This window comes from Brotaphodocola sp. (assembly GCF_983179755.1).
In genome coordinates this window covers 62,229-79,965 of sequence record NZ_CFAHBC010000001.1, presented here as the reverse complement: position 1 = coordinate 79,965, position 17,737 = coordinate 62,229, and the positions used below count along the sequence as shown (strand labels likewise).

General features: G+C 46.2%; 18 protein-coding genes. 6 read left to right on the top strand and 12 right to left on the bottom strand.

Going from position 1 to position 17,737, the window contains the following annotated elements; translation table 11 throughout:
* From atpG to AC4EVX_RS00310, 8 genes are all read right to left on the bottom strand, one after another.
* On the bottom strand, positions 1-858 hold the full coding sequence (gene atpG, locus AC4EVX_RS00345; RefSeq protein WP_308450912.1) for an ATP synthase F1 subunit gamma: 858 nt from the start codon (positions 856-858) through the stop codon (positions 1-3).
* Between the two features lie 42 nt (positions 859-900).
* Complete coding sequence (gene atpA, locus AC4EVX_RS00340) at positions 901-2,421, bottom strand: F0F1 ATP synthase subunit alpha (RefSeq protein WP_177977095.1); 1,521 nt, start codon at positions 2,419-2,421, stop codon at positions 901-903.
* Between the two features lie 23 nt (positions 2,422-2,444).
* The gene (atpH, locus tag AC4EVX_RS00335; RefSeq protein ID WP_490159338.1) at positions 2,445-2,978 is read right to left on the bottom strand and encodes an ATP synthase F1 subunit delta; all 534 of its coding nucleotides are present in this window, start codon (positions 2,976-2,978) and stop codon (positions 2,445-2,447) included.
* Entirely contained in the window at positions 2,975-3,481 is a 507-nt protein-coding gene (gene atpF / locus AC4EVX_RS00330) for a F0F1 ATP synthase subunit B (RefSeq protein WP_177977097.1), read from the bottom strand. Before atpF ends, atpH begins: the two co-directional genes overlap by 4 nt.
* A 136-nt stretch (positions 3,482-3,617) precedes the next feature.
* The gene (atpE, locus tag AC4EVX_RS00325; RefSeq protein ID WP_177977098.1) at positions 3,618-3,899 is read right to left on the bottom strand and encodes an ATP synthase F0 subunit C; all 282 of its coding nucleotides are present in this window, start codon (positions 3,897-3,899) and stop codon (positions 3,618-3,620) included.
* A 34-nt stretch (positions 3,900-3,933) separates the two neighbouring features.
* Positions 3,934-4,695 carry a F0F1 ATP synthase subunit A gene (locus AC4EVX_RS00320; protein ID WP_177977099.1) on the bottom strand — a complete coding sequence of 254 codons (762 nt, stop codon included), beginning with the start codon at positions 4,693-4,695 and terminating at the stop codon, positions 3,934-3,936.
* An 81-nt stretch (positions 4,696-4,776) separates the two neighbouring features.
* Entirely contained in the window at positions 4,777-5,193 is a 417-nt protein-coding gene (locus AC4EVX_RS00315; protein ID WP_490159337.1) for an ATP synthase subunit I, read from the bottom strand.
* Positions 5,194-5,410: 217 nt separating this feature from the next.
* Positions 5,411-5,674 carry an AtpZ/AtpI family protein gene (locus tag AC4EVX_RS00310; protein ID WP_177977100.1) on the bottom strand — a complete coding sequence of 88 codons (264 nt, stop codon included), beginning with the start codon at positions 5,672-5,674 and terminating at the stop codon, positions 5,411-5,413.
* A 768-nt stretch (positions 5,675-6,442) separates the two neighbouring features.
* Here AC4EVX_RS00310 and AC4EVX_RS00305 point away from each other — a divergent pair.
* The 4 genes from AC4EVX_RS00305 (at position 6,443) to AC4EVX_RS00290 (ending at position 9,605) form a co-directional block, all read left to right on the top strand.
* Positions 6,443-7,669 carry a hypothetical protein gene (locus tag AC4EVX_RS00305; RefSeq protein ID WP_490159336.1) on the top strand — a complete coding sequence of 409 codons (1,227 nt, stop codon included), beginning with the start codon at positions 6,443-6,445 and terminating at the stop codon, positions 7,667-7,669.
* A gap of 52 nt (positions 7,670-7,721) precedes the next feature.
* Complete coding sequence (locus tag AC4EVX_RS00300) at positions 7,722-8,294, top strand: hypothetical protein (protein ID WP_490159335.1); 573 nt, start codon at positions 7,722-7,724, stop codon at positions 8,292-8,294.
* Between the two features lie 146 nt (positions 8,295-8,440).
* Complete coding sequence (locus AC4EVX_RS00295) at positions 8,441-9,409, top strand: glycosyltransferase family 2 protein (protein WP_490159334.1); 969 nt, start codon at positions 8,441-8,443, stop codon at positions 9,407-9,409.
* 31 nt (positions 9,410-9,440) lie between these two features.
* The gene (locus AC4EVX_RS00290) at positions 9,441-9,605 is read left to right on the top strand and encodes a DUF6311 domain-containing protein (protein WP_490159333.1); all 165 of its coding nucleotides are present in this window, start codon (positions 9,441-9,443) and stop codon (positions 9,603-9,605) included.
* Here AC4EVX_RS00290 and AC4EVX_RS00285 read toward each other — a convergent pair.
* The 3 genes from AC4EVX_RS00285 to AC4EVX_RS00275 form a co-directional block, all read right to left on the bottom strand.
* Entirely contained in the window at positions 9,587-9,739 is a 153-nt protein-coding gene (locus AC4EVX_RS00285; protein ID WP_490159332.1) for a hypothetical protein, read from the bottom strand. The two genes, AC4EVX_RS00290 and AC4EVX_RS00285, sit on opposite strands and share 19 nt — an antisense overlap.
* A 27-nt stretch (positions 9,740-9,766) precedes the next feature.
* Positions 9,767-10,102, bottom strand: a complete 336-nt coding sequence (locus AC4EVX_RS00280) for a phage integrase N-terminal SAM-like domain-containing protein (protein ID WP_490159331.1) — start codon at positions 10,100-10,102, stop codon at positions 9,767-9,769.
* 333 nt (positions 10,103-10,435) lie between these two features.
* Positions 10,436-12,157, bottom strand: coding sequence for a cell wall-binding protein (locus AC4EVX_RS00275; RefSeq protein ID WP_490159330.1), 1,722 nt, complete (start codon positions 12,155-12,157; stop codon positions 10,436-10,438).
* A 498-nt stretch (positions 12,158-12,655) separates the two neighbouring features.
* On the opposite strand from AC4EVX_RS00275, the gene AC4EVX_RS00270 reads away from it, so the two are divergent.
* Together AC4EVX_RS00270 and AC4EVX_RS00265 are read left to right on the top strand one after the other, a co-directional pair.
* Entirely contained in the window at positions 12,656-14,449 is a 1,794-nt protein-coding gene (locus AC4EVX_RS00270; RefSeq protein WP_490159329.1) for a sugar phosphate nucleotidyltransferase, read from the top strand.
* Between the two features lie 190 nt (positions 14,450-14,639).
* Complete coding sequence (locus AC4EVX_RS00265; protein WP_490159328.1) at positions 14,640-15,839, top strand: cell wall-binding protein; 1,200 nt, start codon at positions 14,640-14,642, stop codon at positions 15,837-15,839.
* Positions 15,840-16,034: 195 nt separating this feature from the next.
* On the opposite strand, the gene leuA is transcribed toward AC4EVX_RS00265, so the two are convergent.
* Positions 16,035-17,708, bottom strand: coding sequence for a 2-isopropylmalate synthase (leuA, locus tag AC4EVX_RS00260; protein ID WP_490159327.1), 1,674 nt, complete (start codon positions 17,706-17,708; stop codon positions 16,035-16,037).
* Positions 17,709-17,737 lie beyond the last annotated feature (29 nt).

The following is a 17,737-nucleotide window of genomic DNA, read 5'->3' as shown; positions in this document are numbered from 1 at the left end:
TCACGATTCCTCCGCGCCCGCAACAATCTCCGTAATCTCCTGCGTGATGCTGGCCTGACGCGCCCGGTTGTAATAAAGGTTCAGCTGTTCGATCATCTCTCCCGCATTCTTCGTCGCTGCATCCATTGCCGTTCGACGAGCCGCAAGCTCACTGGCTACCGACTCGCACATTGCACCATAGATCAGCGCCGCAAGGTACTCCGGAACGATCGCGTCAAAGACGGTCTCACTGTCCGGCTCATAGAGAATCAGAGAGCGAACATTCTTCGGGTCCGTCTCCTCCTCACAGAAGTCCCTCAACGGCAGAAGTGCCGTCGTCTGCGGTTTCTGGGAAAGCATCGACACGAAGCTCGTGTAGCACAGAGCCACATGTCCGTACTTTCCGGCGCGGTATCCCTCACAGATCCGCTTTGCCATCTCAAAACAGTCTCCAATCGAAATATCTGCGGCCTCGGCAAATTCCTCTGTCATCAGACCTGTATTTCGACGACGGAAGTACTCCACCGTCTTCTTTCCGATCGGCATCACCTCATACTCTTTTCCGGCTACCTGCTCTTCCACGAGCTTGAACAGATTGGAGTTGTAGCCTCCTGCGAGACCGCGGTCACCCGCGATCACGACGTAACACCATTTTTCGCTTTTGCTCTCTCTGGTGTAAGGAGACATGAAATCTGTATTTCCAGATGCAATCTGTCCAAGGGTATCCCGAAGCATCTCAAAACAGGGCTTGCTGACCTGGGCACGTTCCTTTGCTTTGCGCAGCTTGGAGGATGCCACCAGTTCCATCGCTTTGGTAATCTGCATGGTGCTTTGTATGCTCTTCATACGCAGCTTTACCGCTTTCATATTTGCAGCCATGAGTTTCCTCCTTTATTCAGCTTCATTCAGCTTCCTTTCACCCTATTTTGCTTTTAAAAACTTCTCCGTGTAATCCTTGAGTGCCGTCTTGAGCTTCTCCTCAGTCTCTGCATCGAGAGTGCCCTTTGCACGGATGTTGTCCATTGCAGTCGCACCGTTTGCATCGCTGTCGAGGAAATCATACAGACCCATCTCGTACTCATGAACGTCCTCTACCGCAACCGCAGAAAGCACGCCATTTACAACCGCATACAGAATTGCAACCTGTTTCTCAACCGGAACCGGCATACTGCGTCCCTGTTTGAGCACTTCCACAATTCTTTCACCCTGTGCCAGACGAGCCTTCGTATCCGCATCCAGATCGGAACCGAACTGTGCGAAGCTCTGAAGCTCACGGTACTGGGAATAAACCAGTTTCAGAGTACCGGCAACCTTCTTCATTGCCTTGATCTGAGCATTACCACCTACTCGGGAAACGGAAATACCCGGGTTTACTGCCGGCATGATACCGGAATGGAACAGCTCGGTCTCAAGGAAGATCTGACCGTCAGTAATCGAAATTACGTTTGTCGGAATGTATGCAGATACATCTCCTGCCTGGGTCTCAATGATCGGCAGAGCCGTCATCGAACCGCCACCCTTCTCAGCGGACAGCTTAGCTGCACGCTCAAGCAGACGGGAATGCAGATAGAAAACGTCTCCCGGATATGCCTCACGGCCCGGCGGACGACGAATCAGCAGAGAAAGTGCACGGTAAGCGACCGCGTGCTTGCTCAGATCATCGTATACGATCAGCACATGTTTTCCCTTATTCATAAAATACTCGCCCATCGCACATCCGGAATACGGTGCGATGTACTGAAGCGGGCTGGATTCAGAAGCAGTTGCAGCGACAACAATCGTGTAGTCCATTGCTCCGCTCTCCTGAAGCTGAGATACCAGTCCTGCTACGGTCGAACGCTTCTGTCCGATTGCAACATAGATACAGATAACGTCCTTCCCCTTCTGGTTGATGATCGTATCCACTGCGATCGTCGTCTTACCAGTCTGACGGTCGCCGATGATCAGCTCTCGCTGTCCACGACCGATCGGGATCATCGAGTCAATTGCCTTGATTCCCGTCTGTAACGGCTCCTTAACCGGCTGTCTGTCACAGATTCCCGGTGCCGGAGATTCTACTGCACGGTACTCCGATGTCTCAATAGGGCCAGCTCCGTCGATCGGCTGTCCGATTGCATTTACGACACGTCCGATCATTGCCTCTCCGACCGGAACAGAAACCACCTTGCCAGTACGTTTTACCGTCTGACCCTCGCTGATTCCCTGATCCGAACCGAAAAGTACAACGGAAACACTTGTCTCCTCCAGGTTCTGCGCCATTCCAAATGTGCCGTCCTCAAATTCCAGAAGTTCACCGGACATACAGCCTGCCAGTCCGCTGACTCTGGAGATTCCATCTCCGACAGTCAATACGGTACCGGTCTCGCTCTGCTCGATCGCATTCTGATAATGTTTGATCTGGCTACGGATGACCCTGGAAATTTCTTCCGGTTTTAATTGCATGTTTACACCCGTCCTTTATACGTTTAGTTTTCGGTAATTTGCTTTCGCAGGTTGTCCAGACGATTCTCAAGCGTTCCGTCCAGAGCAATTCCCTCGAGCTCCACGCGAATACCGCCCAGAACCTGAGGCTCCTGCTTTTCTTTCATGATGACCGTCTTGCCACTGATTTTCTCAAGGCGTGCTTTGAGTGCTTCTCTCTGCTCCTCTTTCAGCGCAACCGCTGTGACAATGAGTGCTTCGGCAATGTTGTGGTCTTCATTATAACGACGTCTGAATTCCCGACTACATCCGGAAAAACTGCGGACGATGCCCTCACTGCACAGAATCTTGAAAAAATTCAGCAGATACGGATGCACCTGTTCGCCAAACGCCTCATCAATCAGAGAAAGTCGCTCTGCCTTTGCGACCGACGGCTCAGAAAGCAGGGTCAGATACTCCGGATTCTCCTTGAGAACCTCTGCGACCATCTCCAACTGTTCCATCAAAGTCTCTGTCAGCTTTTCTTCGACAGCCAGATCGTACAGGCTGTCTCCATAAAGCCTGCCTGTATCCATCATGACGCTTCTCCTACATTCTTAATAAACTCGTTAATCAGTTTCTCGTGGTCATCTTCGCTGACCTCGCGCTCAATTACCTTTCCTGCAATATCCATGGCAATCGAGCCAATCTCATTCTTCAGATCTCCAACTGCCTTCTTGCGCTCCTGAGCAATATCTGCCTCCGCCTTCGCCTTGATGCCGGCTGCCTGAGCCTGAGCATCCTGAAGGATTGCCTCTGCCTTTGTCTGAGCAGACTTCTGAGCGTCCTTGAGGATCTCGCTTGCTTCTGCCTTTGCCTGAGCCATGTTCTGCTCATACTCGGCTTTCATCGCTTCCGCTTCTTCCTTGGACTTTCTCGCATCCGTCAGCTGAGCATCCGCCATCTCTTTTCTCTTCTGGAGCACGGCATTGATCGGCTTAAACAGAAAACGCTTGATCAGGTACATCTGAATAAAGAGGTTGCAGATCTGTGCAATAAAGGTCCATGGTGCAATTCCCACCAAATCCTGTACTTCGCGCATGTTCTCCCTCCTGTTTTCCTGCGGTTCACGCATTCTCCGGATCATTTATCTTCCCGGATTTTCACCCGGCATATCGATCTATATCTATTTATATCTATCTGATTCGATCTAATATCTGATCCGCATCATTCATGAATTAACCAAGATAGTTCATGAACATACCCGGAGCTACGAAGATCAGAAGCAGACCGGTAACGAAACCATAAATACCGGTGGTCTCTGCGATTGCACAACCAAGAAGCATCGTGCTGGTTACATCACCCTTGCACTCCGGCTGACGGCCAATTGCCTCCAGAGCCTTAGAAACTGCATTACCTTCACCAATACCAGGTCCGATACCTGCAATCAGAGCACTTCCGGCACCAATTGCACAACCTGCCAGTGCGATACCACGCGCGAGTAACTGAAAATCTGTCATAGTAATTTCCTCCTGAAAATAAAATTTATCTGCCTCATCCCTCCGCCGCATTGGCGATGTACATGATCGTCAGCATACTGAAAATGAATGCCTGCATGGCTCCGGAGAACCAGTCAAAGTATACAGACAAAATAGCGGGAATACCAACATCGAGAATCGGAATGCTTCCCAGAATCTGTCCAAGAGCACCCGGAAGCCATCCGAGAAGTGCGCTTGACGCAAGTGCCAGAGCCGCATAGATCAAACCATTGATTACCACACCCGACAAGATATTGCCGAAGTGACGGCATGCCATGCTGACCGGCGTTGCAAGCTCTGAAAGAATATTGAACGGAGTCATGACCGCAATCGGGGTCGTGAATCCCTTCAAGTATCCAAGGAATCCTCCAGCCTTGATCTTATTGCCTGTAATCATAATAAATACGACAATCGCCCACGCTGCCTCCGTGGACAGATCTGCTGTCGGGCTTCTCAAGCCCGTCAAACTGATCAGGTTCGATACCACACTCGTTGTAAAGAGCGCAGCGACAAACGGAATCAGCTTGTCGAACTTTCTGCTTCCAGTATTGTTGCGGACAAAGTTGTTTGCCTGCTCAACCAGAAACTCTGCAAGTGCCTGCCGTTTGGAGATATTCTCCACCTTCAGGTCACGGGTCAGCCAGATACACAGTCCCGTAATCAGCGCCATCACAATCCAGCTGACTACGAGAGTCTCTGTGATCTGAATGTCACCAAGGATCGGAATCCCCGTAGGAATTGTGAAATAGACGGCTGCACCTGTCACATCAAAATTCATCCTTGTTTCCTCCTTTCTTTTTCATGTATGCTCTTGTTCTCCGCTCCCCCTGAATGAAAACGAAGGCTTTGAACCTACATATTATTTATTGGTTTTTATAGTGCCCAAAATTCCGCGGGCTTTGATAACCGCGCCCGGGACAAAGAGCGGAATAATTCCCGCTACTCCGTTAATGAAAGGTACCGTCACTGCGAGAATAATCCAAAGAAACTGAATCATTGTGCGGTAATGGTAGCTGGTCTTCATCCGGCGATATGCCAGATCCTGATCCTGCATGTCTGCAATCTTCTGCACCGTAAGTCCCATGAAAAAGAAATTTCCCACTGCCACTGCACTTCCGATCACCGCCCCCAGAATCACCTTGTAGTCAAACGGAACTGAGTCCGGAATCACCAGATGTAAGCCCCAAAATACTAAAATCATCACGACAGAAACTCCTGCCGTTCCCGCCCCAATTCGGGCAGTCTCCTTTTTCACTGCATCCTGAACCTGAATCACCGGAATCCTCCTTCTGCTGACATTTTGTGTCTGATATGTTGTATCTGATTTCTGTCCTACAAATTTCCTGTCTCATCTCTTTTGTTCTATATTCTTGTTCTATTCTATGATTCTTTGCTGTTTCTTATCTTCTCACAACTTCCTCAAGTCCATTCAGATAACTTTGTGAACTTGTATCTGCCATTTCCTTGATTATGCTGGTTTCCCGATACATTTGTCAATGATGTCTGTTATAAGATGGACATCTTTTTTCTTTTTTTCGATTCGTCTCCTTCATAATGGATTGATAGATCTTGTATGCTGTCGCAAAGGAACCACCGAGTCCAAAGAAAAAGCCGAGTAGGTAAATCCAGCCCCCGACATGAAACCTCGTATTCAGCCAATAGCTTCCCAAAAGACACAGAAGAAGCGGCATCATCAGGGAGATTCCCATCTGGCTCAGCATGGACAGTTGCCGGAAAACGGAATTCCAGTGTTTCATCGTATTCTTCCTCCTCGAACTGCCAAAAAAGCATTTCTCAATTTCACTATTTTCATTATCATCTTGTTTCCACATTTCCTATGCAACCCCATCTAAATCCCCATTTTCTTCGTTAAATATTAGTCAAAAAATGGTTCCCGATCATTCTGCAAAGAAAACGTAAAAAAAGATACATCTTTCCTGTTTTTGTCACTTTTTTATATTGTTTTCCTAAAAACCATCATATTTTCCTGTCATTATTACACAACATAAATTTAATTATAACCGATCTCAACGGTTTTGACAACATCTTAACTCAAGTTTAATATTATTCATAAAAGGTTAATTTTTATCAATTTACAGGGTTTTGTAAGCGTTTACATCTATTTATTGAAAGAAATTTGTAGAATGTGTCTGAAATCCAAATTTACACTTTTTCTTTATTGCTTTAAAGTGACGTATTTTTTCACATGATAACATGTGTTATTTTCTCTTTTGTCTTTCCATCCGCCCCACTTAAAACCCAAAAGAATTTCTTCTATATGCACTTTGTATACAGAATTTGTCTCTTTATTCTATGGTTTCCCATTTTTACCTGTGCTCATTTTCTTTATTTTTTCTTGTACTACTTTCTATTTTTTCATCCTAATTTCTTATCATTCAATCCATTTTTTCACTGCTCTCCTACTTCCCAATAATTTACCTTATCAGAAGTATAATCACTTCGTGATGCGATTTTAATAGGAATTTTAAGAGCATTTCAGAAAGAAAAAGGAGAGTGCATTCATTATGAAGAAGCAGACTAAGATCGTTGCAGTTGCATCTGCAGCAGCAATGCTTGCTATCGGCGCTTCCATGACCTCTTTCGCAGCTACTGGCTGGGTTGAGGAAGATGGACAGTGGTACTACTATGATAAAGATGGCAACAGAGTAGAAGACGCATGGAAGAAATCTGGAGACAACTGGTACTGGCTGGATGGCGAAGAAGGTGGCGCTATGGCAACCGATAAGCTGGTTGAGGATGACAATGACACCTACTTTGTAGATGCAAACGGCGTTATGGTAAAGAATACCTGGGTTAAGGTAGTAAATGAGGATCAGGACGAGGACAGTGATCCGGCTGAGTATCGTTACTACTACATGCAGAACTCCGGTAAGGCTTACAAAGCTTCCGATAGCAGCAGTAAAGTACAGTTCAGAACTATCGATGGTAAGAAGTTCGCATTTGATGACAGCGGTAAGATGCTGTACGGCTGGATTGAGAAAGATGACCCGAGCCTGCAGATGGACGATGATGCTTGGAAGAGCGCAACCTATTACCTTGGTTCTTGGGAAGATGGTTCTCTGAAAGTCGGCTGGCAGAAAATTTCTGTTTACGATGACGAGGATGGAAAAGAAGATGACTATGACTACTGGTTCAACTTCAAGTCCAACGGTGAGAAGAGATCTGATGAAAACGATAAAAAGATTAACGGTAAGCACTATCGTTTCGATGAGAACGGTGTAATGGTTTATACCTGGGGTCTGGCAAGCGGTGCTTCCGCAACTTCTGCTAACAGCTGGCAGTACTTCAACAGCCCGGAGGACGGTGCTCGTGTAACCAAGGGTTGGTTTAAGGTAGTTGCACCTATGGAAGGAACCGATAACACCTTCAAGGATTACGGTAAGGGTAATACCTTCGCAGCTAAGCATGCTGATGATGAGTCCGAGAAATGGTACTATGCAGATGGAGATGGTAACCTGTACAACGGTGCTATCAAGAAGATCAAAGGCAAATACTACGGTTTCTGGAATGATAACGGCGCGAAGGGTGCTTCCATGCTGACTGGTCTGTGTCTGCTCGAAGTTGAGAATGGCGAGATCAAGAATGTTCTTGCTGATGATATCGATGCTGATGATCTGGATGACATTCTGGATGGTACCTTCCATACAACTGGTGATGATGCTAAGACCATGTCTAACCAGAATAAGTGGAAAGATAATGAGAATGTAACCCTGTACTACTTCGGAAATTAATGAGAATGTAACCCTGTACTACTTCGGAAATAATGCAGATGCCGACGGTGCTATGAAGACAGGAGCTACCACTGTTACCTTAGACGGTGATACCTACAACTTCTATTTCAGCAAGTCTGGCGGTGAAGAAGGTAAGGGTAAGGGTGTAACTGGTATCGATGACGATAAGTACATTTACATGTATGGTTGCCGTATCAAGGCAGATTCTGATGATAAGTATCAGTTAGTTGAGGTTACTGCAACTGGTTCTAATGATATCAACGCAACTGGTGTAACTGTATCTAAGCAGGATTCCAGCGAGTTCAGAAGCAGTAATAAGAGCTACACCAACAAGGATGATGAGACTGTAACTTACTCTGTTCTGGAAGGCAAGGGTTACTACCTTGTTAACACCAGCGGTATGATCCAGAAGAGCAAAACCGCTGCTAAGGACGGCAATGACTGGTACTACTATGTAGGCAAGGATAAGGAAGTTAAGCTCTACACCAACAACAAGACTCTGACTGGTAAGAGTGGCGAGAATTCTGCTTACAAGGACATTGAGAATAAGTATGAGAGCGTTATCAAGTACGATAATGGACTCAATAAGACTGCAACCGACAGTGATGCAGAAGCTAACGACTAATTCTTACAAGTTATTTACTTTGTATCGATAACAGTTAGTTTTTTATAAAACAGAGTGTGCACAATTAGCTATGAAACTAATCATGGGTATTTTGCACACTCTGTTTTCCTTTATTTTACTATTAAAGATCACAGGGAGAGTCTTATATGTATGAAAAAAAGCCTACATTGTACCTTGTAATTCCCTGCTATAACGAAGAAAAAGTTTTGCCTATTACAGCCCCTCTCTTTCTCAATAAAGTTCAGGATCTCATTCACCAAAATAAAATTTCCGCAAAAAGCAAAATTCTTTTCATAAACGATGGCAGTAAAGATAACACCTGGAATATTATTTGTAACTTGTCAAAAGCCAATTCTATCTATAAAGGTATTTCTCAAAGCCGAAATCGTGGGCATCAGAATGCTGTCTTAGCTGGTCTAATGGAATCGAAAGATCAGTGCGACATTACCATTTCCATTGATTGTGATGGACAAGATGATATCAATGCCATGGATAAAATGGTAGACGCTTATTTAGATGGTTGCGAAATCGTATATGGTGTACGAAGTCGACGCGAGACGGACACTTTCTTCAAACGATTCACTGCTGAAAGTTTTTATAAGTTACTAAATTGGATGGGGGCAGAGGTTGTATACAATCATGCCGATTATCGTTTGATATCCAGCCATGTTCTTCAGGAATTTGCAAATTTTAAAGAAGTAAATATCTTTTTACGCGGGATGATTCCCCTTGTCGGCTTTAAGAGTACCTGCGTTTATTATGAGCGTTATGAACGGATTGCCGGCGAAAGTCATTATCCACTAAAGAAAATGCTTGCATTAGCGTTTGATGGAATTACAAGTTTAAGTGTAAAACCAATTCATATCATCGCAATCCTTGGACTTATCATTGCAGGATTAAGTTTTTTAACTGGTATGTGGTCTATCGTAGAACATTTCTATGGAAATACAGTAAGCGGTTGGGCGAGTATGACCAGTCTAATCTGTTTTATTGGCGGAGTTCAACTTGTTTGTCTTGGTATTTTAGGCGAATATATCGGAAAAATTTATCTGGAAACAAAAGCTCGCCCAAGATATATCATTAGCGAAAGAACTACTGATGTAAATAATTTATAGAAAAATCAAAGAAACATTAAGGGGGAAAAAAATGAGCAATATCTATATGAAAAAAACGGTATTTCTTGGTGGTATCTTAGGTGCATTCATATTTATAAGCATCTATGGAATTCATATCATTAATGGTTCTTATGTAGACTGGATATTAAATGCAAGCGGAGATCTCACCCAATCCTATTACGGATGGAAATTCTGAAGTGCGGACGGAATGTAGATTCGGCGCAGTTCCCCTCCCTTCGAGTAGAGATCAAGATAACCGATCTTAACATGTTCTGATTTGATCTGAACAAGCTCACTGACTCTCGCCCCAGTTGCCGCAAGAAATCGCACGACAAGATACCAGTAAATTTCCCCGTCTCACTTTAAACAATTCTTAAAATACAGATAATCAGCTTCGCTGATCACATTTTCGAGAAAGGGTTTCTGTTGGACTTTGACGGAACTGAGCTTCCACTTCTCTTTCTGAATGCTCTCCAAATAGCAATTGATTGCTCGAATCCGCAGATTTACGGTCTGAGGTTTGTATGTTTTCATCAAAAATAACTTGTATTCCCGCAGATTTTTTCGGGTCAGAGTGTCATAAAGACTGTTAAACTGTCTGATTGCATATAAATAAGAGGTGATCGTGTTGACGGCTAAATTTTGATCTTTCAGATATTCCTCAAATTTTTCAATTTTTCCAATCTCTTCCATGATGTTTTTTCTCCTTTGCAGACCTCGGTGAGTCTCCCTCTTTATTCTGTCTAAATCGTTTCAATAATGAATAGATCTTTCTTCTACTGTTTTCATCCCTCTTCATATCTGATTTTCCATTTCCATACCTGATTTTTCTAATTCAGATGAAGGTTAAAACAAACGATAAGACGATAAAATATCTACATATCTTTTCATTATAAGAGTTTTGTCAATCCGATTTCTACAATTTTCGAAAAAAACAAAAAAAACCACCACCCACAGCTTTTTCAAACTGTGAGCAGTGGCTTTCTATATCATCTGATTTGGCTCAGAATGGATGTGAAAGGTTAATTACTTAACCAGACCCTTCCAATCGGTTACGGAACCATCTTTAGCCTTCAGAGACTTGTTGTTGGTGTACAGCTTAGCGTTGTAGTCGCTTACGTAGAAGTACCAGTCGTTGCCATCCTTAGCAGCGGTCTTGTTCTTCTGAACGTTACCAGCGGTGTTAACCAGGTACAGATCAGCGTCCTCAAGCTTGGTGTAGCTTACAGACTCCTTATCGGTGTTGGTGTAAGTTCCGGTGATAGCATCGCCTCTGAAGTCAGCAGACTCAACCTTCTCTACAGCTACGCCGTCAGCGTTGATGTCCTTAGAACCCTTCTCGTTAGCGGTAACCTTAACCAGCTGGTACTTGTCGTCTGCATCAGCCTTAACCTTGCAACCGAACATGTAGATGTACTTGTTATCATCGATACCAGATACACCCTTACCTTTACCCTCGGTACCACCGGTCTTGCTGAAGTAGAAGTTGTAGGAAGAACCATCCAGGGAAATGGTGGTAGAACCAGTCTTCAGAGCGCCGTCGCTATCAGCGTTGTTACCGAAGTAGTACAGGCTAACGCCATCAGCTGCCCAAGAATCCTGACCATCGTACTTGCCATCCAGGATATCATCAACATCATCAGCACCGATATCATCATCGATTACCTTCTGAATGTTACCGCTGTTGTCAACCTGCAGGATGCACAGACCGGTCAGCATTGCAGCACCCTTCTTGCCGTCATCCGGACGGAAGCCGTAGTACTTACCTTTGATCTTCTTGATTGCGCCAACATACAGCTCGCCGTCGCTATCTGCATAGTACCACTTCTCAGACTCATCATCTGCATTGGTCTTTGCGAAGGTACCATCGCCGTAGTTCTTGAAGGTGTTGTCGGTACCATCGGTCATAGGAGCTACAACCTTGAACCAACCCTTGGTTACACGAGCACCGTCCTCCGGGCTGTTGAAGTACTGCCAGTTAGCAGCTGAAGAAGCAGATGCCTCTGCGCCACTTGCCAGACCCCAGGTGTAAACCATAACACCACGACCATCGAAACGATAGTGCTTACCGTTGATCTTCTTATCCTCTACGGATGCTCTCTTCTCACCGTTGGACTTGAAGTTGAACCAGTAATCGTAATCATCATCCTCGGTCTCATCGTAAACGTTGACTTTCTGCCAACCAGTCTTCAGAGAACCATCCTCCCAGGAACCAAGGTAGTAAGTAGCCTCTTCCCAGTCGCTGTCCTCGGTCTTCAGGGATGCATCATCCTTGTTGATCCAACCGTACAGCATCTTACCATCCTCATCGAATGCGTACTTCTTGCCGTCGATGGTCTTGAACTTTACAGAGCTAGTGTTATCAGAAGCCTTGTAAGCCTTACCGGAATTCTGCATGTAGTAGTAACGATACTCAGCCGGATCATCATCATCATCCTGATCCTCGTTTACTACCTTAACCCAGGTATTCTTTACCATAACGCCGTTTGCATCTACATAGTAGGTGTCGTCGTCATCCTCAACCAGCTTATCGGTTGCCATAGCGCCGTTCTCCTCGCTATCCAGCCAGTACCAGTTGTCTCCGGACTTCTTCCACTCATCCTCTACTCTGTTGCCATCTTTATCATAGTAGTACCACTGTCCATCTTCCTCAACCCAGCCAGTAGCTGCGAAAGAGGTCATGGAAGCGCCGATAGCAAGCATTGCTGCTGCAGATGCAACTGCAACGATCTTAGTCTGCTTCTTCATAATGAATGCACTCTCCTTTTTCTTTCTGAAATGCTCTTAAAATTCCTATTAAAATCGCATCACGAAGTGATTATACTTCTGATAAGGTAAATTATCAATAGTTTTTTACATTTTTCACATTTATGTAACAAATGACCAACTATGGATACTGCCCGGAAGTTTACCACCTCTCCATCACAGTTCACAGTATAATACACTTTTTCCGGAAATGCTATAACAAAACCCTAAGCGTTTTCTTACGAAAATCTTACGGAAATCGAATTTTTCACGAAAATTGTATTAATATTAGTACAACTCTGTTTTTATATGGCTTTTTTTAGTTCTCCGCGCTATACTGTTCATTAGTTAGTTATTTTATTTATTTTTGAACATTCATGACGATTCTGTCGTGCACACGAGGACATGCGCGCACCTGCAGTGCATCTCAACATCGTGCACCTGCAAAACCAGCAAAATACGGAACCTACGAATCTGAATAATAAGATGGAGGATTTTTTTATGAACCGAATCGGACTCATTTGTCGTTACCTAAAAGAAAACCCACACAGCAGTCAGAGAGATCTTGCACAGAAGATGGAGCTCTCCCTCGGCACCGTAAACACGTTGATCAAAGAATGTATGAATCTTCATTACATTGCACCAGGAAAGAGTATCGCCGGCACTTACGAGCTGACCGGCGAGGGCGAAACCTTCTTGAACCAGTTCAAGGTGGATGGAGCTCTGATCCTTGCCGCCGGTTTCGGCTCCCGCTTTGTCCCGCTCACATTTGAAACCCCGAAGGGACTCCTTGAAGTCTTCGGTGAGCGCATGATTGAGCGCCAGATCCGCCAGCTTCGGGAAGCCGGAGTCGAAAACATCACGATTGCGGTAGGTTATCTGAAAGAAAAGTTCGAGTACCTGATCGACAAGTACAACGTGACCCTGCTCTACAATCCGGAATATTCCTGCAAAAACACGCTCGCAACGATCTACCATGCGCGCAAAGCGCTCTACGGAAAGAACATGTACATTCTCTCGTCCGACAACTGGCTCCGCGAAAACATGTTCCACAAATATGAGTGCGGTGCGTGGTACGCTTCGACTTATATGGAGGGCAAAACTTCCGAGTGGGTTCTTTCCTATAATAAAAAAGGACGAATCACCGATGTGACTGTCGGAGGCGAAAATGCATGGGTGATGTACGGACCGGTCTACTTCTCGCGGGAGTTTTCCGCCGAGTTTCTTCCGGAGCTTGAGAAAGAGTACGAGACTCCGGGAACAGAGCAATTTTACTGGGAAAATGTTCTGATCCACCACTTTGACCGCTTCGAGATCGACATTAACCGCCAGCCTGCCAACCAGATCTATGAGTTTGAGAACCTTGAAGAGCTCCGCAGATTCGATTCCCGCTATCAGACCCGCTCCAACAACGAAGCTCTTGAGCTGATCGCAAAGGTATTCAGGGTACCGGAATCCGAAATCCATGATTTGCGCTGTCTGAAATCGGGAATGACGAACAAATCGTTCCTGTTTCAGATCGACGGAAAATCCTACATCTGCCGAATTCCGGGACCCGGAACCGGTCTTTTGATCAACCGCAGGGAAGAAGCGGAAGTTTACCGGACCATCCAGCCACTCGGAATTTCCGACCGCTTAATCTATATCAGTGGAGACACCGGTTACAAGATTTCAAGATATTACGATGGCGCACGCAACTCCGAAGCCTTCAACTGGAACGACATGCGCGCCTGCATGAAAGTCATGCATCAGCTCCACGAGTCCGGTCTGACGGTCGACCACTCCTTCGACATCCGCGAGCGAATTCTGTTTTATGAGCGTCTCTGTCTCCAGCATGGCGGAATCCCGTTTGAGGATTATCAGAATGTGCGTGCTCAGATGATCGAACTTCTCGACCAGCTCGACTCGATGAACCGCCCAAAAGTCCTGTCGCACATCGATGCAAATGCCGACAATTTCCTGATTCTCAAAGACGGTTCCGTGCGCCTGATCGACTGGGAGTATGCCGGAATGTGCGATCCGCTGATCGATCTGTCGATGGCGGGAATTTATTCCTATTACAAGGAAGAAGACCTCGAAAAACTGATGGAAATCTATTTTGGACGAATCCCGGATAATACCGAGCGTCTCGTCGTTTATTCTTATGTCGCCCTCGGCGGATTTTTGTGGAGTCTCTGGGCCGTCTACAAGGCTTCCCTCGGAGAGGAATTTGGCGAGTACACAATCATCCAGTATCGCTATGCGAAAGCCTACTACCGCAAAGTAAAAGAACGTTACTGTTTGCAAGGCATTTGAACAGTAACAAAAGAACTGCTGATCTGCCTTTGATTTTCTTCAAACAGGAATTTTCTAAAATGGAGCATCATACCGACTAGAATTTTTTCGCAGTTCGTAATAAATTTGTTATCTTTTCCTTTTTTTGTTGTGTTATAATCAATACGAGATAAATTAAGTATAAAAATAAGATAAAGGAGATGGGGTTATCATGAAGAACAAACGGCTCTTTACCGCAACCGTGGTCGCTGGAATGATGAGTGCAATGACACTCGGTTCTGGTCTCACCGCATATGCGGCTACCGGCTGGGCACAGTCCGGCAATGCCTATGTATATTATGATGCAGACGGTTCCCAGCACAAGGGCTGGCTGAACCTTTCAAACGGCTATTACTATCTTGATCCTACAACCGGAGCTATGACAACCGGATGGAAGCAGATCAACAACACCTGGTATTATTTCCAGGCAGATGGTGTAATGGGAAATGGACTTGTCAATGACAATGGCAACTACTATTACCTTCTGACCGACGGCACGATGCACAAGGGCTGGCTGAACATCGGCGAGGATTATTATTACTTCGGAAGCAACGGAGTGATGGTGACCGGATGGCAACAGATGGACGGCGGTTGGTATTACTTTGCACCGGATTCCGGAAAATGTGTTGTCAACAAGGCTCAGGAAGTCAACGGAAGCTGGTACCTCTTCGGCGCAGACGGAAAAATGAAAACCGGATGGCAACAGGTCGACGGTTACTATTTCTACTTTCACACCGACGGACGCATGCTGACCGGATGGCTGTCTGACGGAACGAACAAGTACTACATGGATCCGGCAAATGGACGCATGTCTGTCGGAAGCAAGGACATCAGCGGTTACTACTACTTTTTCAACACCTCCGGACATCGTCAGACCGGCTGGGTTGTATTAAGCGGAAATTATTACTACTTTGATCCGAAGGCAGACGGACGCATGATTGCAGGCGAGTCGAAGAAGATTGACGGCACGACCTATGAGTTCGGTGCAAATGGAATCTGCACCACGACTGTTTCCGTTGCAAATGCTTACGATGGCACCGCTGCCCAGAACGTTTCCCACGGAACCGCTAATTCCGGCACCAGCAACAACACCTCCGGTAACACTTCCGGCACAACCTCCGCTCCGTCTGGAAGCTCTTCTTCCAGCAATGACAGCAACAGCGGTCCTGGCGTATCCGGAACCGGCAACCAGAAAGAGAACACTTCCACTGGCACAACGATCACCGTTGGAGCAGGAAAGGCTTCCGGCACAAGCTCAACTCCGTCCGGTACCTCCACCTCTACAACGGACAGCACGAGCTCAACAACCAGTTCAAGTGCAAACGGTGGAACGAGCCTGACCCCGGGTCAGACCGGCGGTCCCCAGCCGTAAAGCTCACAATAACCACCAAAAGCAAACGCACCGAAGGAATTTTCCTCCGGTGCGTTTTTTGTCCTATTTGTGTTATCCTGTTTTGTGTTATCCAGTTTTTCGTTTTGCGATGTCCCCCCACTTAACAGAAAGAAGGGAAACATCGACTCTGAGTTATATGAAGCTATACAAATATGATCTCAGTTTATGAAAAGATTATGAAAAGAACAGGCGGTTCACTGCGCTGAAAATACCACGGATCGAAGCGCGGGTGATGTTGGAGCTGATACCAACACCGTAGGTCACACGTCCGCTTACCTGATCCATCAGATGGATGTAGGAAGCTGCCTGTGCGCCGGAACCGGAGGTCAGTGCATGCTCGTTGTAGTCGAGAACCTTCATCTGAATGCCAAGCTCCTTCTCAAGACCTCTCTGAACGGCATCGATCGGGCCGTTTCCGATGCCCTCGAATGTCTTCTCGATACCATGATTCGTATAAGTAACCTTGACAAGGGTTGCATACTCACCCGGCTCAACTTCCGTATCCGTGATCTGGCACTTGCGGAAGTGCATCGGCTCCTTCTTGTCGAGGTAATTCTTCTTGAACTCATCCATGATCTGCTCCGGAGCAACCTCACCCTGCTTCTCGGAGATCTTCTGGATCACATCTGCAAACTCCTTGTGCATGCCCTTCGGCAGTTTGAATCCGTAGAACGTATCCATAACGAAGGCTACGCCACCCTTTCCGGACTGGCTGTTGATACGAACGATCGGCTCGTACTGACGACCAATATCGGACGGGTCGATCGGAAGATACGGAACCTCCCAGATCTCGCCTCCGCGCTCATGCAGAGCCTGCATACCCTTGTTGATGGCATCCTGATGAGAACCGGAGAATGCAGTAAATACGAGCTTACCTGCATACGGATGTCTCGGATCGATGTTCATCTTTGTGCAACGCTCGTAAACCTCTGCGATCTCACGGATGTTCTCGATATTCAACTCCGGATTGATTCCCTGAGAGAACATGTTGTAAGCCAGTGTCAGGATGTCCACATTACCGGTACGCTCACCATTTCCGAACAGAGTTCCCTCTACACGGTCTGCACCTGCAAGCAGTGCCAGCTCGGTAGCTGCCACGCCGGTTCCGCGGTCATTGTGCGGATGTACGCTCAGGATCACGCTGTCACGATCCTTGAAGTGACGATCCATCCACTCGATCTGGTCTGCGTAAACGTTTGGAGTGTTCATCTCAACGGTGGACGGCAGGTTGAAGATGATCGGCTTCTCAGGAGTTGCCTGACCCCAGGTATCCTGAACAGCGGTACATACCTCAAGTGCATAATCCAGCTCCGTTCCGGTAAAGCTCTCCGGGGAATACTCAAGCATCAGGTCTCCGTCATAGTCCTTCGCATACTTCTTGACCATATTCGTTCCGTCGATTGCGATCTGCTTGATCTCCTCTTTGTTCTTATGGAATACCACGTCACGCTGTAAGGTAGAGGTAGAGTTATAAATGTGAACGACTACCTTCTTGATTCCCTGAATTGCCTCAAAGGTTCTCTTAATCAGATGCTCACGACACTGTACCAGAACCTGCACACGAACATCATCCGGGATCATTTTGCGGTCAACAAGCTGACGCAGGAAATCATACTCGATCTGGGAAGCTGCCGGGAAACCGATCTCGATCTCCTTGAAGCCCAGCTTTACGAGCATGTTGAAGAACTCGATCTTCTCCTCAACAACCATCGGCTCGATCAGCGCCTGGTTTCCATCACGCAGGTCAACGCTACACCATACCGGTGCTTTCTCGATCTCCTTGTTCGGCCACTGTCTCTCCGGGTAATTAACAACCGGTACTCTCTTATATCTCTTGTAATTTAACATAATCTGCTCCTCCTGCTTTTCGCTCTCTT

What these genes read in the sequence shown, in the direction of transcription:
- atpG (WP_308450912.1), bottom strand. Translation starts at nt 858, where the DNA reads ATGGCTGCAAATATGAAAGCGGTAAAGCTGCGTATGAAGAGCATACAA.
- atpA (WP_177977095.1), bottom strand. Translation starts at nt 2,421, where the DNA reads ATGCAATTAAAACCGGAAGAAATTTCCAGGGTCATCCGTAGCCAGATC.
- atpH (WP_490159338.1), bottom strand. Translation starts at nt 2,978, where the DNA reads ATGATGGATACAGGCAGGCTTTATGGAGACAGCCTGTACGATCTGGCT.
- atpF (WP_177977097.1), bottom strand. Translation starts at nt 3,481, where the DNA reads ATGCGCGAAGTACAGGATTTGGTGGGAATTGCACCATGGACCTTTATT.
- atpE (WP_177977098.1), bottom strand. Translation starts at nt 3,899, where the DNA reads ATGACAGATTTTCAGTTACTCGCGCGTGGTATCGCACTGGCAGGTTGT.
- AC4EVX_RS00320 (WP_177977099.1), bottom strand. Translation starts at nt 4,695, where the DNA reads ATGAATTTTGATGTGACAGGTGCAGCCGTCTATTTCACAATTCCTACG.
- AC4EVX_RS00310 (WP_177977100.1), bottom strand. Translation starts at nt 5,674, where the DNA reads ATGAAACACTGGAATTCCGTTTTCCGGCAACTGTCCATGCTGAGCCAG.
- AC4EVX_RS00305 (WP_490159336.1), top strand. Translation starts at nt 6,443, where the DNA reads ATGAAGAAGCAGACTAAGATCGTTGCAGTTGCATCTGCAGCAGCAATG.
- AC4EVX_RS00300 (WP_490159335.1), top strand. Translation starts at nt 7,722, where the DNA reads ATGAAGACAGGAGCTACCACTGTTACCTTAGACGGTGATACCTACAAC.
- AC4EVX_RS00295 (WP_490159334.1), top strand. Translation starts at nt 8,441, where the DNA reads ATGTATGAAAAAAAGCCTACATTGTACCTTGTAATTCCCTGCTATAAC.
- AC4EVX_RS00290 (WP_490159333.1), top strand. Translation starts at nt 9,441, where the DNA reads ATGAGCAATATCTATATGAAAAAAACGGTATTTCTTGGTGGTATCTTA.
- AC4EVX_RS00280 (WP_490159331.1), bottom strand. Translation starts at nt 10,102, where the DNA reads ATGGAAGAGATTGGAAAAATTGAAAAATTTGAGGAATATCTGAAAGAT.
- AC4EVX_RS00275 (WP_490159330.1), bottom strand. Translation starts at nt 12,157, where the DNA reads ATGAAGAAGCAGACTAAGATCGTTGCAGTTGCATCTGCAGCAGCAATG.
- AC4EVX_RS00270 (WP_490159329.1), top strand. Translation starts at nt 12,656, where the DNA reads ATGAACCGAATCGGACTCATTTGTCGTTACCTAAAAGAAAACCCACAC.
- AC4EVX_RS00265 (WP_490159328.1), top strand. Translation starts at nt 14,640, where the DNA reads ATGAAGAACAAACGGCTCTTTACCGCAACCGTGGTCGCTGGAATGATG.
- leuA (WP_490159327.1), bottom strand. Translation starts at nt 17,708, where the DNA reads ATGTTAAATTACAAGAGATATAAGAGAGTACCGGTTGTTAATTACCCG.